Here is a 16,297-nt window from a genome sequence, read left to right as displayed (position 1 = left end):
TGACGCTGAGGAGCCAGGGTGGAGCAGGATGCGCGTACGCGATACGACGGCAGGCGGCTGCTCCGCAACGACGTCTACGAGCTCGTGCTGGAGCGCATCCTGTCGGGGGAGCTGCCGCCGGGCCAGCGGCTGCGCGACGCCGACCTGACCTCGTGGCTGGGCGTCTCGCGCACGCCCGTCCGTGAGGCGGTCAGCCGTCTGACCGCCGTCGGGCTCATGTCCACCTCCCCGAACCGGTACACCGAGGTCGCCGCGCTCGACGAAGCGGAGATCGCGGATGCCGTGGCGGTGCTCCGGTTGCTGTGGCCCGCAGCGCTGGCCGGCGACCCGGGCGATTCCGCGCTCGAGCGCGAGGTCGAACTGACCCTGCTCGCGAGGCGGGTCGAGCGCGGCGACCTCGATCCGGCCCACGGACTCCACCACGCCCTGTCGGTCGTCATCGACACTCTTCCGAACCGTGTCCTCGCCGAGGCCGTGCGGGCCGCTGACCTCCGCGTGGTCCGCTACCTGCTGCTCGAACCGGAGGCCCGCGCCGTGCTTCAGCGCGACAGGGCCGTCGCGTTCATCCGCGCCCTGGGCGCCGAGACGCCGCCGACGGCCGGGGCGGGCCGGGCCGACGAGCTCGGCGCGGATCTCCTGGCCGAGCTGGAGGGCGTGCTCGCTTCCCGCCGCAGCGCCGCCCGGTAGAACCGGACCAGTTCGGCCGCCGTCGGCCGCTGTGCCGCCATCGTGGCAGCGTCGGTCCGGCGGGCGGCCATGTGGTGCCGCCACGACTCGGCGGCGCAGCGATGGTCCCAGGCGGCCGCGGCGGCTGCTTCGAGCGTTCGGCACCAGCCGATCAGTTCGCGGCCGTCCGAGGTCGGCGCCCAGGTGACGACCCGGAACCACACCTCCGGGCGGTTGGGGTCGCCGAACGTGAACCGGCGGATCACGCCGTACGGCGTGCCGAGCGCTCCCTGGCGGAGCAGCCACTCGATGGGCTGCGCATTCGCCACCGGGTGCCAGGATGCGCTCACGGCGTCACGGTATGCGAGGCCGCCGACACCGGCACGCCTGACGGCGCGACGCTTTGTACACCGCGTCGGGAACGGGCGCCGCGATGGACGTCATGTACATCGGCAGCGCCCGCTGCGCCGCCCTAGCATCCCTGCATGACCCCCAGTGCCGCAGTCGACCAGGAACGCACCGACGACGACGTCGTCATCCTCGGCTACGACTGAGCGCGCTCGACCGGTCAGGTGAACAGGCGGATGAGGGCGGCGACCACCGCGGCCGCGGGCACGACGACGATGAACGGCACCCGGAGCGCGTAGAGCCCGGCGGCGATCGCGACGGCGGGGAGCCGCGCGTCGAGCTGCAGCGACTGGCCGGCCCCGAGGGTCTGCACGCAGATGAGGGCCGCGAGCAGCGCGGCGGTGAGGAGGTCGCTCACGCGCGCGACGGTCGGGTGGTCGAGCGCCTTCGGCGGCACCATCCAGCCGACAGCTTTCAGCCCGAGCACGCAGATCGAGGCGAGCAGGATGACGTGCCAGGTGGTCACGGTTCCACCTCCCGTTCCATGGGCACCGCCTCGGGATGCGGCGGGTCGTTCCTCCGGCCGAACAGGTTCAACACGCCGACGATGATGGCGACGACCGCCGCCGCCAGCACGGGCAGGCCGGGGGTGAGGAATGGGGTGAGCAGCGTCGCGACGAATCCGCCGGCGACCGCGACGGCCTGTGTCTGGCGCGCCTTCAGCCGCGGCCAGAGCAGGCCGAGGAACGCGGCGGCCGCAGCCGCATCGAGCCCGTAGGCCTTCACGTCGCCGATCAGGTCGCCCAGGAGTGCGCCGGCCAGCGTCATCAGATTCCAGCCGATGTACACGACGAGCCCGGTGACCCAGAAACCGATGCGCTGCGCCCGCGGTTCGCTCTGGGCGGTCGCGACGGCGGTGGACTCGTCGATGGTCAGCTGGGTGGCGGCGGCGCGCTTCCAGAACCCCGGGCCGATGATGCGCGACAGCCGCAGCGCGTAAAAGGAGTTGCGCACGCCGAGCAGTGCGGCGCTGATGATCGCGGTGCCGCCCGCCGCGGCGCCGCCGGAGGCGAGCACTCCGATGAGGGCGAACTGCGAGCCGCCGCTGAACATGACCAGGCTGAGGACGCAGGTCTGCCAGACGTCGAGCCCGGAAGCCGTGGCGAGGGCGCCGAAGGAGATGCCGTAGACGGCGGTCGCGATCCCGACCGCCCAGCCCGAGCGGGCCGCGGCGCGTTCCTCGCTGGTCCGTTCCTGGCGCATCGCCTCCCGACACTACCGGGTGGCGGAGGGGTTACCGGAACAGTCGCTCGACCAGGTGCTCGGCGGTGGTGTCCTCGAGCGTCCAGGGCAGGAAGATGACGCGGTAGATGATCGGCGCGACCACGACATCCAGAACGTCGTCGTCGGTGACGGGGGAGTCCGGATAGCGCTGCAGGATGAGACCCGCCTCGGTGCGCCGGTTGCGGAGGCAGTTCGACTGCCGCTCGCCGGCCGCCGAGGCGCCGCCGCGGAGGAGCGCCGCGTTGACCGGATTGCGGTAGTGCTCCACCAGCTCGGACGCCCACTCCGTGAGGTCGCGCTGCAGGTCGCCGTTCTCGGGCAGGGGCCGCTCGGGGTTGAGCTGGTAGGTGGCGATGTCGTTGATGAGGGTCGGGAGGTCGCCCCAGCGGCGGTAGATGCTGGTCGGGTTGACGCCGGCACGCTCGGCGATCATCGGAACGGTGACGCGGTCTTGGCCCTTTTCTTCGACGAGCTCTTCGACGGCGGTGCGCACGTTGTGGATGACCGCGGCGCTGCGTCCGCCCGTCCGCTTCGACGGAGTGGTCGTATTTTCCATGGGAATAGCTTAAAGCAAATTTCGTTGCTTTATCTCATATCCTCTCGTATAGTCGCTAAAGCAAACGATTTTGCTTTAAGGAGCTCGACATGACCACAGCCGAAGAGACCCTCTCCACGGGCGGGATGCTTGCCGTCCGGCCCGCGCGGTCGGTGGGCGGCGACCGCCCCCGGCGGCTCCGTCCCGCGGCGGCGTTCGCGGGCACCGCACTGGCCTTCGTCGCCGTCGCCCTGGCGGTCGGCGCTCCGAGCCCGCTGTTCGTGCTGTACGAACAGCAGTGGGGCTTCCAGCCGTGGCTCCTCACGGTCGCGTTCGCGATCTACGCGGTGACGCTCCTCATCACGCTGCTCATCGCCGGGTCGCTCTCCGACCACATCGGCCGGCGGCCGGTCCTGATCGGTGCGCTCGCGCTGCAGGTGGTGGCGATGCTGATCTTCCTGTTCGCTCCCGACATCGGCTGGATCATCGGGGCGCGGGCTGTGCAGGGTGTCGCCACGGGCGCCGCCATGAGCACTTTCACCGCGGCTCTGGTCGAGCTTGCTCCCGAGCGTCAGAAGAAGCTGGGCGCGACCATCGGCAGCACCGCTCCCGTCGGCGGCATCGCCATCGGCGCGTTCCTGACCGGGCTCGCGGTGCAGTTCGTACCTCAGCCCACGATCGTCGTGTTCGTCGTCCTCGCGCTGCTGTTCGCCGCCGGGATCGTCGTGATCGCCGTGTCGCCCGAGACGGTGGAGCGCCGGCCGGGAGCGGTGCGGTCGCTGATCCCTCGGCTGTTCGTGCCGCGTGCGGCCCGCGCGGAGTTCGCCCGCGCCATCCCGCTCTTCCTGGCGACCTGGATGCTGGCCGGCCTCTTCATCGGGCTCTCCCCGTCGATCCTGCACGGCGTCTTCCACCTCGACAGCGGACTCCTCAACGGCGCGATCGTCGCGGTGCCCCCGGCGGTGGGAGCCGTCGCCGGCCTGCTGCTGACCCGCGCTCCCGCCCGGATCACGGCCGTCTGGGCTATGGCGGCGATCCTCGTCGGTGTCGCGCTGGCCGCCGTCGGGATCGGGGCGGGCATCCTCGCGCTGCTCTTCGTGGGCGCGACCATCGCGGGCGGCGGCTTCGGCGCGGGCTTCGCAGCGGTCCTCCGCATCCTGGCCCCGCTCGCGCCGAACGATCAGCGCGCCGAGCTCTTCGCCGGGGTGTTCCTCGTCAGCTACCTCGCCTACGGCGTCCCTGCGCTGGTCGCCGGCGAGCTGATCGCCGCGATCGGCCTGCTGCCGACGGTGCTCGGCTACGCCGCGGCGATCGCCGTCGCGTCGGTGGTCGCGCTCATCGTGCAGGCCATCAGGCCACGTCGATGAGCACCTTGCCCACGATGCCGTCCTCGACGGCGTCGTGGGCCGCGGCCGTCTGATCGAGCGGGAAGCGCGTGATCGGGAGGCCGTGCTCCTCGCCCACACGGAGGGCCCCGTCGGCGGCGGCAGCGGCGACCGCCCGCACTGCGGCCTCCTTGTTCTCCGGAGCGACCGTGTAGGTGAGCACGAACTGCCAGCGGAGGTTCTTCGACATGCTCGGGCGGACGGGGATGGTCACGTCCTCTGCTCCGGGGGCGTCCGCGTAGCTCGCGATCGTGGCGTTGCGGCCGGTGACCTTGACGTCGAGCGCCGCGTTGGCGATCACGTTGACCTCCACCACGATGTCCACGCCGCGGGGCGCCAGTGCGCCGATGGCCTCGGCGGTGTCCGGGTCGGTGTAGTTGACGACGTGGTGGGCGCCTGCGGCTCGTGCGAGCTCCGCCTTCTCGTGGCTGCTGACGGTCGCGATGACCGTGGCGCCCGCCCAGACGGCGAGCTGGATGGCGGCGTGGCCGACGGCGCCCGCCCCTCCGGCGACGAGCACGGTGCGACCCTCCAGAGAGCCGGGGGAGAGCTCCGCGGGCGCGTGTTCGTACGAGGTCAGCGCGCGATGGGCGGTGAGCGCCGGGATGCCGAACGACGCGCCCTCGTCGAAGCTCACGTCGTCGGGCAGGCCGACCACCAGCTTCTCGGGAAGCACCACCAACTCCTGCGCCGTGCCGTCGGGACGCTGGTAGGCGGCATCCCACACCCACACGCGGTCGCCCACGCGGAAGGCCGTGACGCCCTCGCCGACCTCGTCGACGACGCCGGCGCCGTCCTGGTTCGGCACCTGCGGCCGGGGAAGCTCGGCCCGGCCGCTGCCCCGCCGTGCCTTCCAGTCGGTGGGATTCACACCGGACACGTGGATGCGGACGCGTACCTCGCCCGGTCCGGGGTGCGGCTCGTCGCGCTCGCCGAGGGTCAGGACGTCGGAATCGCCGGTGGCGGAGTAGCTGACTGCCTTCATGCCACCAGCCAACCACGACGTCCGTCGGGACGGCAGAGCGTGCCGGGCGCGTGTCAGCCCGCCGAGCAGGCTCCGGAGCTGATCGGCGCGGAGCCGACGGACGAGAGCACCGGCCGCAGTTCGGCAAGGGTCAGCGCGTAGCCGGTGTCCGGGTTCGTGGCGCTCCGGGCGAACACGACCCCGGCGACCCGGCCCTCGGAGTCGAGCAGCGGGCCGCCCGAGTTCCCGGGGCGGACGACCCCGCGCAGAGAGTAGATGTCGCGGTCGACGGAGCCGCTCTGGTAGATGTCGGTGCCCCGCGCGACGACCCGGTCGCGGACGCGCTGCGGCGCGATGGTGAACGGCCCGTTGCCCGGGTACCCGGCAGCGAACGACGCGGCACCGGCGGTCAGGTCCGGTCCGATGTCGAGCGCGGGGGCGTTCAGGTCGGTCACGTCGAGCACCGCGAGATCGCGCGACGGGTCGAAGGCGACGAGGGTCGCGCGCTCGACGTCGGAACTCCCGGACGTCCGGACGACGATGGAGGAGGAGCCGGCGACCACGTGCGCGTTGGTCACGACGCGGCCGCGCTGCACGACCCATCCGCTGCCCTCGGAGTCGACACCGCAGGCGGGCTTGGAGGCGAGCACGGTGACCACCGACTGCTCCGAGGCCGAGACGGCGGCAGGCACCGAGCCGTCCGGAGCCGGGACCGCCTTGATGGTCTCGCCGCCCTCGAACACCTTCGGGAGTCCGGCACCGGCGAGGGCGTCGTCCACCGCGCCGAGCACAGTCGACGACGGAAGCGGGGCCATGCTGTTGAGGGTCGAGACGACTCGGGAGGAGTTCGCCGCCTGGACGACGGTCGCCAGGTTGGTGGCCAACGCGAACCCGGCGAGCAGCCAGACCACGACGGCCCAGGTGGCCAGGCCCAGCACGGCGCCGACGAGGGAGTCGAGCCAGCGGATGGGGCCGTGACGCAGGAGCTTGCCGATGATGCTCGCCAGGGCGCCCGCGATGGCGTACACGACGCCCGCGCACACGATGATGACGACGGCCGCGACCACGGAGCGCTGCGTCACCCCACCGAACCCGGAGTCGGCGAACCAGCCGACGACGATGGGGGCGATGGTCAGCCCCAGCCAGAGACCGAGACCGAGGCCCACGAGGGTGCCGGCCGAACGGATGGCGCCCTTGCTCCAGCCGGCCGCGATCGCGAGGATGCCGAGCACCACGAGCACGACGTCGACAACGATCTCCACGGGGCATACCCTGCCCCAGAAGACTGGACGCCCGCTCAACCGCGGCTCTGCGGCGGCTGGCGATCCCCTGTCGGTGCGGGCGGCGCAGGGCTACCGTTCGAAGCTCCACCGCATCCCAAGACGAAGGAGCGCCCCATGCCCGGAAGCCGATCAGACGAGCCGATCGCGAACGGCGACGACGAGCGCGAAGACCTCGACGCCGGCGAGCGTCAGTACACCAGCGCCGATCTGACGGCGCACGACCAGGAGCACGGGCAGCTGGAGGAGCCGGGCGAGGGCGAGGTGCCCTAGCGGCTCAGAGGCGGCCGTCCTCCTCGTCGCCGTCGTCGACGGAGTCGGGTTCAGGCTGGGTGACCGGCACGATGTCCGGATCCATCTGCTCCTCCGGGACGACGTCCGGGAAGTCCTCGGTCTGCTGATCGGTCGTCTGTCTGGCCATGCGCGAACGCTACGCCGGCATCCCTCGACCCGAAAGCCCCATCCGCCTCAGAGATCGTCCTGAGAGCTCTCGAAGCGCGCGTCGGCGTCCGCCTCCGTGGCGGATGGGCGTCGGCGTCGGGAGGTGAGGAGCACGATCACGACGCCGATGATCGCCAGGACGACGATGGCGACGGCGATACCGATCACCAGGCCCAGGTCGGTGCCGGAGGCCTGCGTCGTCGGCTGCGGAGTGGACGCGGCGGCCGTCGCGGTCGGTCCGGCGCCCGCCTGCGGAGAGGGTGCCGTCGGGTCCGTCGTCGCGGGCGTGGCCGACCCTCCCGCGCCGCAGCCGGGTGTCTCCGAACCGGCGGCCGCCGCGGTGCCGGACGGCGGCTGGTAGGTGAACGCGTAGGAAGACGAGACGGTGTGCCCGTCGGCCGAGACGATCTGGTAGGTCACGGTGTACCGGCCGGCCCCGCCGAGGGAGACGGGCGCGCTGAGCGCGGTGTCGGCGACGGTGGCGCATCCCGTCTCGAAATGACGGGTCCCCGCGTCGGGGCCGGTCACCGTCAGGAGGTTCGTCGAGCCGGTGCCGGAGAGGTCGAGCACGCGGTCGTTGAAGGTCACGGTCACCGTGTCGAGCGCCGTAGTCACCGTGGAGTCGGCGGAAGGAGCGCTGCCGACCACGTAGTCGTGCGCCGATGCGGCGGACACGGGAGCGAGCGCGAGAGCAACAGCCGCGGCGATGCCGGCGGCCGCGGCGAGCAGCCGGGACGTCATGCCGAGAACCCTACGCTGCCGGGATGCGGGCGGGCCGTGCGCGGGGCGAACGGGACCACAACGGGGGTCGCCGGACCAGCGGGAACGCCCGGCGTGTCGGGTTAGTCTGGCCCGGTGGCGGAGTCTGTTCGGGCGGGAGTGAGCACGTGGCTCCGGCGCGCGCTCGTCGTGGAGGACCACGCCCTGATGCGCTCCCTGGTCTCCGACGCCTTCCGCGCGCGGGGGTTCGAGGTCGCGTCGGCCGAGTCCGCACCGGAGGCCCTCGCCCTGGCCGACGCCTTCGACCCGGACCTGCTGGTGACGGACATCGACCTCCGCCAGCGGCCGAACGGCGTCGAACTGGCGACCATCCTGCGCTCGCGTGCGCCGCACGTCGCCATCCTCTTCCTGAGCAATCTGTCGCGCGATGCCGCCTCGGCACAGGCGCAGAGCACCGTCGCGGGCGCCTCGTTCGTCAACAAGGCCGCCATCGAATCGGTCGACGAGCTGGTGGATGCGGCCGAGGCCGTGCTCGCCGATCGGCCGGTCTCCCGCGACCTTGCCGCCTCGGACGCCCAGGCGCGGATGCTCCACCTGACCGCCGCGCAGCTGGAGACGACCCGGCTGCTCGCCGCCGGACTGTCGAACGCCGAGATCGCCCGACGGCGGGGCGTGTCGGTGCGTGCCGTCGAAAAGAGCGTCGAGCGGGTGTTCGCCGCTCTCGGGCTCGGTGGCGAGCGCACGACACCCCGCGTCGCCGCCGCGACGCTCTACACGACGACGTTCGGCGACCCTGCCTCAGGGCTCTGACCGTGCTGCTCGCGAACTTCCGTCGCTCACTCGCGCGCGTCTACGGCCCGTCGGCCGTCACCGTCTGGTCGTGGCTCATCACGCTGCCCTTCGCGGTGACCGTGATGTCGGGCCTCCAGTACGTCGACGGTGGTCCTGTCGAGGTGTTCGCCGTCTCGGGTCTGGCGCACGCCATCCTGGGCGGCGTGCTGCTCGCCGGCGCCGCACTGCTCCGCCTCGTGCACGGACGGGCGCGACCCGTCGTGGTCTTCGCGCTCTTCGCCGTGGCAGGCGGGCTCCGGCCGATCCTCTTCCTGGAGGCGGGCGGCCTCCTCTCCATCCCGGTCGCTTCCGGCGACCTGGTCGGGCGGATCGGCATCAATGTCGTCGCGCTCGTCGTCGCCTTCTCGCTGATCGCCATCGGGGTCGATCTCGTCCGCGAGCACCGGGGGGTGTTCCGGCGTCTCCGGGCCGCGCAACGGGCGTCGCGGCTCGATGTCGAGTGCGCCTCCGAGCGCCTGCGGCAGTTGCGCGCCGACACGGTGGACGACGTCGCGGCCGCACTGGAGGAGGCCGCTGCGGCGGCCGCATCCCGGCCGATGGAGCCGTCCGCGGCCGCTCGGGTGCTGCGCACGCTCGCCGAGGACGTCGTGCGGCCGGCCAGCCACCGCGTCTACGCGGCAGCGGCACCGGACGAGCTGGCGGAGGGAGCGGGTGCCGGGGCTCGGGAGTGGTCGGCGAGTGTCCTCGGCGGGATGCGCGCCGCCCCGCCGATCGCGACCGCCGCACTCTTCTCCGCGCTCGTCGTCCCGTTCGGGGTCCTGCTGTTCGGAGCGGTCAGCGCCCTCCCCGTCGCCCTCGGCTTCGTGGTGCTGCTGGCGGCCAACAGCGCCGTATCGCGGCTGCGCCTCCCGGGTCGGCCCTTTCCCCGGTTGACCCTCCTTCTCGGCAGCTACGGCCTGGTCGGCGTGCTGCTCGCGCTCAGCGGTGCGACGACCCTCCGTCTCGTGGGGGTGCGTCCCGAGTCCGTCTGGTTCGAGGTGCTGACGTATCCGCTGATCGCCATGGCGGTGGCCTTCGTCGGCTCCCTCGCCGTCCGCACGCGTCTCGACCAGGAGGAGCTCGAGAGCGCGCTGCAGGCCAACGTCGCCACGGCCGCCCGCATCCGGAGCGAGTACGAGCGCGAACGCGGCTCGCTCGCCCGTCTGCTGCACGCGGGCGTCCAGTCGGAGTTGATCGCCGGGGCGCTCTCCCTGACAGCCAGCGCCGGTCCGAACGATGCCGGCGCACGGATGGCCGAGATCGTCGGCCGGGCGCGCGACGCCCTCCGCGGTGCGCATGAGGAGCCGGACGCGGCAGAGCAGGTGCGGATGCTGCTCGACAGCTGGTCCTCCGCCATCCGCCTGACGGCCACGATCGGCGACGGCGTCTGGGAGCGGCTGGAGGACGGGTCGCGCACTGCGGCCGTCGTCGACGCGGTCTCCGAGGGGCTCGCGAACGCGGTCCGGCACGGCGACGGCTCGCCTGTCGCACTGGAACTGCGTCCGGCCACCCACAGCGGCGTGGAGGTGGTGGTCCGGTCCGGTGGAGCGCTCGCCGCATCCGAGGCCGGGATCGGTCTGAAGCAGCTGTCGGAGCGCGGGACGGTCGCCCTTCGCGAGCTGTCCGGGCGTGTCGAATTGGCCGTCGCCATCCCCTGATCGAAAGCTGGACGGCCGGTCGTGCCAGCCGTATCCCGTCGGGCTGCGATCCGTTGCGCCGCCTAGGTTTCGAGAGGACGGACGACGCTGCCGGCCCCGGTTCCGGGTGGGGGGCCCCTGCGTGACCCGAACGCGCGGGAAAGGCCCCCGACCGGAATCCATTCATCTGCATTGATGGAACATCCAGGCGGAATCGGGTAGAAAGGATCGGTACGCTTTCGCGCCCATCCCCCCGGCGCGATCCTCCGACCGTCTCGCCAAGGAAGTACCAGCAGCTTGCCCCAGTCCACACCCTCAGTGCGGCCTCGCCGCAGTCTCAGGGCACCCGTCGTGGTGGATGTGGACCAGCAGCACGACCTGTCGGACGACCCGGTCAGCGCGTTCACGACGGCCGAGGAACTGACGGCGACGCAGACCTTCCCGAGCCGCCGCGCCGCCCTCGAGGCCGAGCGCAGCCGGCCGGCGAAGCGCGAGCGCGTCATCGTACGGCCGACGCGCGACCGGCGCGACGCCAAGGCCGCCGCTCGTGCGGAGCGTGCCAACCGGCCGCCGCGCCGCACGCGGAGTCCGCGACCCGCCCGTCCGGCTCGTACCGAGGGCCGGCGCTGGGGCGTCCACGCCGTCGTCATGCTCGCCCTGGCCGCGTTCTTCGGCACCGCAGCGCTCCCGGCCTACGCCACGACGGGCGAGGGCTCGACGGTCGGCGCCGCACGGACCGCCCTTGCGGTGCAGACGTTGACCGGCGGCGGCGTGACCCAGGTGGTCGCCCGCGACGGGCTCGACATCCAGGAGAGCCCGCAGGCGCTCGACTCGACCACCAACACGACGGTGTCTCCGACGGTCCAGGCTCTCGCCGTCCAGCTCATGGGCGCGGTCGCGGCCGGCCGGCTGGTCGGCTCGACGCCGAACCACATCCCCGAGATCGCCGACCTCGCCGAGGGCCGCGCGGTTCCCGGCTGCGGCATCGACTACCGCGTGCTGCAGGCCATCTCTGTCGCCCTAGACAACTTCAACCAGGTCGGCGTCAGCGACATCAACCGCCGCTGCACCGGCCAGATCGAGGGAGCGGGCACCGAGTCCGCCCACTACGCCGACGGCGGCGGTCACGCCCTCGACTTCTACCTGCTCAACGGTTCGCCCCTCACCGGCGGCGACGCGAAGTCGGTCCAGCTCATCAAGATCCTCGACCCGATCGTGCCGGATGGTACGGGCCTCGGTCAGATCGGCTGCCGGTCCTCGATGGACCTCACGAACTTCAAGCCGTTCGACGACACGTGCAACCACCTGCACATCGACTTCCTCAAGTCGGACGGTCCCGCACTCCGCTACGGCTGACCCGCTCATCCCGACCGGGAGCGGCCAGAGTCAGCCGATGAGGTTGAGCGCCGCCCATTGCAGCAGGATGACGGTCTTGCCGTCGGCGATCCTGCCGTCCGCGATCAGATCGAGGGCTTCGTCGTAGCCGACGACGACCGGTTCGATCTCCTCGCCCTCCTCTTCGACGCCGCCACCGCCGACGACGTCGGCAGGCGCGTAAGGTGCGGCGTAGAAGTGCACCCGTTCCGTCACCGACCCCGGGCTCATGTAGAGGTCGAACAGGTGCGCCAGCTCGCCGATGCTCACCCCGAGCTCCTCCGCCGCCTCCCGGCGGATCGCCTCCTCCGGCGAGTCGCCGTCGAGGAGCCCGGCCGCCGATTCGATCAGCATGCCGTCCGGGTGCCCGTTGACGTAGGCGGGGAAGCGGAACTGCCGGGTCAGCAGGAGCGTGCGGCCGGCAGGGTCGTAGAGGAGCACGGTGGCCCCGTTGCCGCGGTCGTACGTCTCGCGCGTCTGCGTCGTCCACCGCCCGTCCCGTCCGCGGTAGTCGAAGGTGGTGCGCCGCAGCACGTGCCAGCCGTCGGAGGTGACCTCGACCTCGCGCACGCGGACGTCCGGGTTCCCGTCGAGGTCGAGCCCGGTCCGGTGGAGCCCCGACCGCCCGCGGGCGTCGGGGAGGTCGTGGCCGGGTCGCTGATCGCTCATGCTTCGAGACTAGCTTCGCGGTGGAGGAGCGCCCGCGCGGCTCCGGGCGTCAGCGATAGCGACGGCGGAGCTCCCGTGCGGCGAGGATGTCGCCGGCGTGCGCCTCGCGGGCTTTGATCAGCGCCTTGTCCGACTTGAGCGGGAGCCGCAGGACGTCGTCCGCTTCGATGCCTGCGACGAGCTCGCGTGCGCGCTCGACCTCCGAGTCGAGCTCGGCGCCGAACAGGAGAGCGTTGTTGGCGATCCAGATCCACAGCAGGAACACGATGATGCCGGCCAGTGCGCCGTACGTGCGGTCGTAGTTGCCGAAGTTGCCGACGTAGAAGGCGAACAGCGCAGACGCGATGCCGAGCACGATGATCGCGGCGAGGGAGCCGGGCGTCAGCCAGCGGAACCGCGGGTGCTTGATGTTGGGCGTCGACGCGTACAGCACGGCGAGCAGCAGCACGAGGACGATGATGACGACCGGCCAGCGGAGGATCGACCACGCCGCCTGGAACGCTTCGTCGAGTCCGATCAGTCCGCCGAGGAACGACAGCACGGGGCCGGACACCACGAGCATCAGGGCGAGCAGCGAGATCAGCACCAGGGTGAGCAGCGTTACGCCGAGCTGGACCGGCCGCAGGACCAGAGCCGTGCGCCCCTCGGGGACGCCGTACACGCGGTTGAGCGCCCGGCCGAAGCCGCCGACGTATCCCGACGCCGACCACACGGCGCCGACGATTCCGATGACCAGCGCCCACCCGGTGGCGGGGGAGGACGCAATGCTCTCGATCGGCCCCTTCAGGACGTCGGTCATCCCCGGCGCCAGCTCGTTGACCATCCCGAACAGCGCGTCGATTCCTGCCTGACTCTGACCGACGATGCCCAGGATGCTGACGAGTGCCAGCAGCGCAGGGAACAGCGAGAGAACAGCGAAGTAGGTCAGGCCGGCGGCGAGGTCGGTGCACTGGTCGGTGCTGAAGCTGCGCATCGTCCGCTTGAGGATGAACCCCCACGGCAGGCGGTACCACGGCAGGCTGCGACGATCCTCGATCCGCCGGACCGCCTTGGCGCGAGCGCCCCCGACGCCGCCCTGGTCAGCCGGCACGCCCGCGTCTCCGCAGCAGGAGCGCGGCGATTCCCGCCGCGGTCCCGGTCAGCGCGAGGAAGAGCCCGACGAAGAAGGTGGGATGCGACCGGATCTGCACCCGGATGTTGAAGGTGGCGAAGAGGTCGTCGAGGGTGCTGGCGAGCTCCTCCCGCGTCACCTCCAGGTCGAGCTTCAACGAGTTGATGCCGGCCCCCTTGGGCAGCGGCGGGCGTCCGGCAGGGCGCTGCCCCTGGCGGCTCACCGACGGTGTGGTGTCCGTAGTCACGGCTGCTCTCCCTTCAGGGCCTTCGCGTCGGCGCTCAGCTCGCTGCCCAGATCGTCGGGCACCGGCGGAACGCCCTTCTTGAGACTGCGCCAGCCGATCAGGCCGAGGACGACGGCGATCACGATGAGGATGACGGCGACGATGATCGCCGAGAGCCAGGCGGGGAGGATGAGCGCGAAGCCCAGGACGGCGGCCGTCACCAGCACGCCGAACGCGAAGAACAGGAATAGTAGGGCGCCGACGAGGAGCCCCGCGCCGATCCCGGCCGCCTTCGCCTTCGCGGACATCTCCGCCTTGAAGAGAGCGATCTCCGACGCGACGAGGCGACGCAGCTGAGCGACGAGGTCCTTCGTCAACTCAGGGAGCGGACGGAGTCCGCGGGTGGTGCGGCGGCGCTCGCGCGGCAGCGGAGGCGTGTGGGCCATCGGTTCGGGCTCCCTTCAGACGCTGTATCGCCGAACGTACCCCACCCCTCCGTACGAGTGAACCCGCGATGGTGCACACTAGGGGCATGAACGGCAATGCGCTCTCCGGCCGGGGCGGCATCCTGGTGGCGGTCGTTCCGGGCCAGCCGATCGCGGTGCTGGAGGAGGCCGCCCGTCTCGCCGACGATCTTGACGTGCCGCTCGTCTGCGCCAACGTCGACCCGGACCGGTACCTCGTCTCGAGCTACGTCGACGGAACGGTGGTGGCACTGCCGTACGACCCGGACCTGCCCGAGACCGAGGACGCGCGGTTCGACCCGGACCTGGAGGCGCACATCCGCCGGTTCCTGGACGGCCGCGGGATCCCCTACTTCCTGCAGCAGCTGGCCGGCGATCCTGCCTGGTCGCTGTCGCGTCTGGCGGACGACATGGAGGCGCGCTACATCGTGGTGGGCACGCGTGAGGCCGGTCTGCGCGGCAGCCTGCGAGAGTTCTTCAACGGTTCCGTCGGCGTGCACCTGGCTCACCGGCAGCACCGTCCGGTCGTCGTGGTGCCCCTGAACCCGGTTCCGGGTGCCCAGAAGCTTCCCTGGGAAGAGCCGCCGCTCTCGTGACGACCCGCGCGCCCGCGCCCGTGCACCTGCACGGGCGCTCGATCCTGCTCGTTTTCGTGGGGGGTGCGCTGGGGGCGGCCGCGCGGTATCTGCTCACGCTGTCTGTGCCGCCGGTCGCGGGCGTGCCGCTCATCACGTTCCTCATCAATGTGACGGGCGCCTTCGTGCTCGGGTGGCTTCTGCAGTCGCTCGCGCTGCGTGGACCGGATGAGGGCCGGCGGCGCGATCTCCGGCTGTTCGTCGGCACCGGCATCCTCGGCGGGTACACGACGTACAGCTCGCTGGCGGTGGACACCGACGGCCTGATCGCGGCTCAGAGCATCGGCCTCAGCATCCTCTACGCCGTCGCGACCGTCGCCGTCGGGGCCATCGCGTCTGTCGCAGGCATCGCCCTGGCATCCGGCATCGCGCGTCGGCGGCCCGAGCGGAGCGGCCGGTGACCGCGCTGCTCGTTGTCGCCGTCGCCGCGGCCGGCGGGTTGGGCGCGGTCGCCCGGCTGGTGCTCGACGGTGTGCTCAAGGCGCGGGTGCGGATCTCGTTCCCGTTCGGTACCACGGTGATCAACGTGAGCGGGTCGTTCCTGCTCGGGCTGGTCACCGGGCTCGCGCTCGCCCACGGCCTTCCGCCCGAGTGGCGAGCCGTGCTGGGGACGGGCTTCCTGGGCGGTTACACCACGTTCAGCACCGCAAGCTACGAGACGGTGCGCCTGGCGCAGCAGCGACGCTATCGGGCGGCACTGTTCAACGGCGTCGGGATGCTGGTGCTGGCGCTCGCCGCAGCAGGGCTCGGCCTGTGGCTCGGTCAGCTCGCGTGACGACCGCCGGCGACCCGGTGGACCCGGGGCCGGGTCAGTCCTGGTCCGGCTCCTGCTCCATCCACCACTCGGTGAACTCCTCGGCGCGGCCGTCCTCCGCCAGGCGGATGATCCACAGGTTGCTGTAGATCGGTCCGTCGCGGTAGTCGGTCACGCCCTCGACGAAGTACACCGGGCCGTCCTGCCCGAGGAGACGCCACTCGAAGGTGGCAGCGCCCGGGTCGTCCTGGGCGTCGAGCCAGCCCTCCACGATCTCGATGTGACCGTCCCACGGTTCGGCGAACGGCTCGGTGCGGTAGCTGGCATCCTCGGTGAAGAGTGCGCGGATGTCGTCGGGCTCGTTGCTCTCCCATGCGCGTCGGTAGCGGTCGATCCAGGTGGTGAGCGCGTCGGCCATGTCCCCGTTATACGCCCTGGCCGCTGGGCACCGCTACGCTGGCGCCCATGGAGGAGCCCTTCGCGTCGTGGTCGGAGTTCAATGTCGCGGTCGCCGGGGCGGGCGCCGCCCTCGGCGGTCTGCTGATCGTCGCCCTGTCGGTCAACATCAGGACCATCGCCGAGTCGCGGGGACTTGCGGCTCGGGCGGGAGCGTCCATCGCCGGGCTGATCCTGGGTGTCGCGCTGTCGTGCGCCGCGCTCATCCCGGGTCAGGGCACGATCGGGTACGGCGTCCAGGTGCTCATCGGCACCGCGCTGTGCGCCGTCGTGGTGGTGCGCTCCGCGGTGGCGGTGCAGCGGGATGCGGTGCAGACCGGGTTCCGCCGCTACACCGCCGAGCGTGTTGCGCTGTTCGCCTTCCCACCCGCGCTGTACGCGGTGGCCGGCCTCGTGCTCGTGGCGGCGCCGGCGCTGCCGCTCGGGCTGATCCTCGTGGCCGTCGGCACCATCCTCGCGATCGTCACGACCGTGCTGTTCTCGTGGGTCGCCCTGGTCGAGGTGCTGCGCTGATCGG

At 71.7% G+C, this 16,297-nt stretch carries 22 protein-coding genes; 10 read left to right on the top strand and 12 right to left on the bottom strand.

Going from position 1 to position 16,297, the window contains the following annotated elements:
- Positions 1 to 18 precede the first annotated feature (18 nt).
- Positions 19 to 687 (top strand): GntR family transcriptional regulator, encoded by a 669-nt coding sequence (locus ACF1AJ_RS13015; RefSeq protein ID WP_391507735.1) that lies wholly within the window; start codon positions 19 to 21, stop codon positions 685 to 687.
- A 547-nt stretch (positions 688 to 1,234) separates the two neighbouring features.
- On the opposite strand, the gene ACF1AJ_RS13010 is transcribed toward ACF1AJ_RS13015, so the two are convergent.
- The 3 genes from ACF1AJ_RS13010 to ACF1AJ_RS13000 are packed head-to-tail and all read right to left on the bottom strand — an operon-like array spanning position 1,235 to position 2,854.
- Positions 1,235 to 1,540, bottom strand: coding sequence for an AzlD domain-containing protein (locus ACF1AJ_RS13010; RefSeq protein ID WP_020076131.1), 306 nt, complete (start codon positions 1,538 to 1,540; stop codon positions 1,235 to 1,237).
- Complete coding sequence (locus tag ACF1AJ_RS13005) at positions 1,537 to 2,277, bottom strand: AzlC family ABC transporter permease (protein ID WP_391507734.1); 741 nt, start codon at positions 2,275 to 2,277, stop codon at positions 1,537 to 1,539. Before ACF1AJ_RS13005 ends, ACF1AJ_RS13010 begins: the two co-directional genes overlap by 4 nt.
- A 31-nt stretch (positions 2,278 to 2,308) precedes the next feature.
- Positions 2,309 to 2,854, bottom strand: a complete 546-nt coding sequence (locus ACF1AJ_RS13000; RefSeq protein WP_391507733.1) for a TetR/AcrR family transcriptional regulator — start codon at positions 2,852 to 2,854, stop codon at positions 2,309 to 2,311.
- 89 nt (positions 2,855 to 2,943) lie between these two features.
- Here ACF1AJ_RS13000 and ACF1AJ_RS12995 point away from each other — a divergent pair, with 89 nt between their 5' ends.
- Positions 2,944 to 4,200 carry an MFS transporter gene (locus tag ACF1AJ_RS12995; RefSeq protein WP_391507732.1) on the top strand — a complete coding sequence of 419 codons (1,257 nt, stop codon included), beginning with the start codon at positions 2,944 to 2,946 and terminating at the stop codon, positions 4,198 to 4,200.
- Here the strand turns inward: ACF1AJ_RS12995 and ACF1AJ_RS12990 are convergent.
- Both ACF1AJ_RS12990 and ACF1AJ_RS12985 read right to left on the bottom strand, forming a co-directional pair.
- Positions 4,184 to 5,203: an NADPH:quinone reductase gene (locus ACF1AJ_RS12990; RefSeq protein ID WP_391507731.1), complete on the bottom strand. Its 1,020-nt coding sequence runs from the start codon at positions 5,201 to 5,203 to the stop codon at positions 4,184 to 4,186. The two genes, ACF1AJ_RS12995 and ACF1AJ_RS12990, sit on opposite strands and share 17 nt — an antisense overlap.
- A 53-nt stretch (positions 5,204 to 5,256) precedes the next feature.
- Positions 5,257 to 6,444, bottom strand: a complete 1,188-nt coding sequence (locus ACF1AJ_RS12985; RefSeq protein ID WP_391507730.1) for a MarP family serine protease — start codon at positions 6,442 to 6,444, stop codon at positions 5,257 to 5,259.
- A gap of 135 nt (positions 6,445 to 6,579) precedes the next feature.
- Between ACF1AJ_RS12985 and ACF1AJ_RS12980 the strand changes: the two genes are divergently transcribed.
- Positions 6,580 to 6,735, top strand: coding sequence for a hypothetical protein (locus tag ACF1AJ_RS12980; protein WP_309855597.1), 156 nt, complete (start codon positions 6,580 to 6,582; stop codon positions 6,733 to 6,735).
- 4 nt (positions 6,736 to 6,739) lie between these two features.
- Here ACF1AJ_RS12980 and ACF1AJ_RS12975 read toward each other — a convergent pair whose 3' ends face one another.
- Positions 6,740 to 6,883: a hypothetical protein gene (locus ACF1AJ_RS12975; RefSeq protein WP_309855599.1), complete on the bottom strand. Its 144-nt coding sequence runs from the start codon at positions 6,881 to 6,883 to the stop codon at positions 6,740 to 6,742.
- Between the two features lie 47 nt (positions 6,884 to 6,930).
- Entirely contained in the window at positions 6,931 to 7,644 is a 714-nt protein-coding gene (locus ACF1AJ_RS12970) for a copper resistance CopC family protein (protein ID WP_391507729.1), read from the bottom strand.
- Positions 7,645 to 7,758: 114 nt separating this feature from the next.
- On the opposite strand from ACF1AJ_RS12970, the gene ACF1AJ_RS12965 reads away from it, so the two are divergent.
- The 3 genes from ACF1AJ_RS12965 (at position 7,759) to ACF1AJ_RS12955 (ending at position 11,447) form a co-directional block, all read left to right on the top strand.
- The gene (locus tag ACF1AJ_RS12965; protein WP_391507728.1) at positions 7,759 to 8,433 is read left to right on the top strand and encodes a response regulator; all 675 of its coding nucleotides are present in this window, start codon (positions 7,759 to 7,761) and stop codon (positions 8,431 to 8,433) included.
- Between the two features lie 2 nt (positions 8,434 to 8,435).
- On the top strand, positions 8,436 to 10,112 hold the full coding sequence (locus ACF1AJ_RS12960) for a hypothetical protein (RefSeq protein ID WP_391507727.1): 1,677 nt from the start codon (positions 8,436 to 8,438) through the stop codon (positions 10,110 to 10,112).
- A gap of 330 nt (positions 10,113 to 10,442) precedes the next feature.
- Positions 10,443 to 11,447 (top strand): hypothetical protein, encoded by a 1,005-nt coding sequence (locus ACF1AJ_RS12955; protein WP_391507726.1) that lies wholly within the window; start codon positions 10,443 to 10,445, stop codon positions 11,445 to 11,447.
- Positions 11,448 to 11,477: 30 nt separating this feature from the next.
- Here ACF1AJ_RS12955 and ACF1AJ_RS12950 read toward each other — a convergent pair whose 3' ends face one another.
- The 4 genes from ACF1AJ_RS12950 to ACF1AJ_RS12935 are packed head-to-tail and all read right to left on the bottom strand — an operon-like array spanning position 11,478 to position 13,917.
- Complete coding sequence (locus ACF1AJ_RS12950) at positions 11,478 to 12,134, bottom strand: NUDIX domain-containing protein (protein ID WP_391507725.1); 657 nt, start codon at positions 12,132 to 12,134, stop codon at positions 11,478 to 11,480.
- Positions 12,135 to 12,183: 49 nt separating this feature from the next.
- On the bottom strand, positions 12,184 to 13,224 hold the full coding sequence (locus ACF1AJ_RS12945; RefSeq protein ID WP_391507724.1) for a YihY/virulence factor BrkB family protein: 1,041 nt from the start codon (positions 13,222 to 13,224) through the stop codon (positions 12,184 to 12,186).
- Positions 13,214 to 13,492: a hypothetical protein gene (locus ACF1AJ_RS12940; protein WP_391507723.1), complete on the bottom strand. Its 279-nt coding sequence runs from the start codon at positions 13,490 to 13,492 to the stop codon at positions 13,214 to 13,216. The genes ACF1AJ_RS12945 and ACF1AJ_RS12940 overlap by 11 nt, the downstream gene beginning before the upstream one ends.
- Positions 13,489 to 13,917 (bottom strand): phage holin family protein, encoded by a 429-nt coding sequence (locus tag ACF1AJ_RS12935; protein WP_309855615.1) that lies wholly within the window; start codon positions 13,915 to 13,917, stop codon positions 13,489 to 13,491. Before ACF1AJ_RS12935 ends, ACF1AJ_RS12940 begins: the two co-directional genes overlap by 4 nt.
- A gap of 86 nt (positions 13,918 to 14,003) precedes the next feature.
- On the opposite strand from ACF1AJ_RS12935, the gene ACF1AJ_RS12930 reads away from it, so the two are divergent.
- Genes ACF1AJ_RS12930 through crcB form a run of 3 tightly spaced genes read left to right on the top strand, consistent with a single transcriptional unit; the run spans position 14,004 to position 15,345 of the window.
- A complete protein-coding gene (locus ACF1AJ_RS12930) occupies positions 14,004 to 14,531 on the top strand; it encodes a universal stress protein (RefSeq protein WP_391507722.1) in 528 nt (175 codons plus the stop codon).
- Positions 14,528 to 14,971, top strand: a complete 444-nt coding sequence (locus tag ACF1AJ_RS12925; protein WP_391507721.1) for a fluoride efflux transporter FluC — start codon at positions 14,528 to 14,530, stop codon at positions 14,969 to 14,971. Before ACF1AJ_RS12930 ends, ACF1AJ_RS12925 begins: the two co-directional genes overlap by 4 nt.
- Complete coding sequence (gene crcB, locus ACF1AJ_RS12920) at positions 14,968 to 15,345, top strand: fluoride efflux transporter CrcB (RefSeq protein WP_391507720.1); 378 nt, start codon at positions 14,968 to 14,970, stop codon at positions 15,343 to 15,345. Before ACF1AJ_RS12925 ends, crcB begins: the two co-directional genes overlap by 4 nt.
- A 34-nt stretch (positions 15,346 to 15,379) precedes the next feature.
- On the opposite strand, the gene ACF1AJ_RS12915 is transcribed toward crcB, so the two are convergent.
- Complete coding sequence (locus ACF1AJ_RS12915) at positions 15,380 to 15,742, bottom strand: nuclear transport factor 2 family protein (RefSeq protein ID WP_089879578.1); 363 nt, start codon at positions 15,740 to 15,742, stop codon at positions 15,380 to 15,382.
- Positions 15,743 to 15,789: 47 nt separating this feature from the next.
- Here ACF1AJ_RS12915 and ACF1AJ_RS12910 point away from each other — a divergent pair, with 47 nt between their 5' ends.
- Positions 15,790 to 16,293 carry a hypothetical protein gene (locus tag ACF1AJ_RS12910; protein ID WP_391507719.1) on the top strand — a complete coding sequence of 168 codons (504 nt, stop codon included), beginning with the start codon at positions 15,790 to 15,792 and terminating at the stop codon, positions 16,291 to 16,293.
- Positions 16,294 to 16,297 lie beyond the last annotated feature (4 nt).

The organism is Leifsonia sp. NPDC014704 (genome assembly GCF_043083605.1).
Taxonomy (GTDB): Bacteria; Actinomycetota; Actinomycetes; order Actinomycetales; family Microbacteriaceae; genus Leifsonia.
Note: the sequence above shows the minus strand (reverse complement) of the source record. Positions and strands in the feature narration are given on the sequence as shown.

Coding starts and splice junctions, on each gene's coding strand:
- ACF1AJ_RS12990 (WP_391507731.1), bottom strand. CDS start 5,203: ATGAAGGCAGTCAGCTACTCCGCCACCGGCGATTCCGACGTCCTGACC.
- ACF1AJ_RS12995 (WP_391507732.1), top strand. CDS start 2,944: ATGACCACAGCCGAAGAGACCCTCTCCACGGGCGGGATGCTTGCCGTC.
- ACF1AJ_RS12980 (WP_309855597.1), top strand. CDS start 6,580: ATGCCCGGAAGCCGATCAGACGAGCCGATCGCGAACGGCGACGACGAG.
- ACF1AJ_RS13000 (WP_391507733.1), bottom strand. CDS start 2,854: ATGGAAAATACGACCACTCCGTCGAAGCGGACGGGCGGACGCAGCGCC.
- ACF1AJ_RS12975 (WP_309855599.1), bottom strand. CDS start 6,883: ATGGCCAGACAGACGACCGATCAGCAGACCGAGGACTTCCCGGACGTC.
- ACF1AJ_RS12950 (WP_391507725.1), bottom strand. CDS start 12,134: ATGAGCGATCAGCGACCCGGCCACGACCTCCCCGACGCCCGCGGGCGG.
- ACF1AJ_RS12970 (WP_391507729.1), bottom strand. CDS start 7,644: ATGACGTCCCGGCTGCTCGCCGCGGCCGCCGGCATCGCCGCGGCTGTT.
- ACF1AJ_RS13005 (WP_391507734.1), bottom strand. CDS start 2,277: ATGCGCCAGGAACGGACCAGCGAGGAACGCGCCGCGGCCCGCTCGGGC.
- ACF1AJ_RS12915 (WP_089879578.1), bottom strand. CDS start 15,742: ATGGCCGACGCGCTCACCACCTGGATCGACCGCTACCGACGCGCATGG.
- ACF1AJ_RS12910 (WP_391507719.1), top strand. CDS start 15,790: ATGGAGGAGCCCTTCGCGTCGTGGTCGGAGTTCAATGTCGCGGTCGCC.
- ACF1AJ_RS12935 (WP_309855615.1), bottom strand. CDS start 13,917: ATGGCCCACACGCCTCCGCTGCCGCGCGAGCGCCGCCGCACCACCCGC.
- ACF1AJ_RS12930 (WP_391507722.1), top strand. CDS start 14,004: ATGAACGGCAATGCGCTCTCCGGCCGGGGCGGCATCCTGGTGGCGGTC.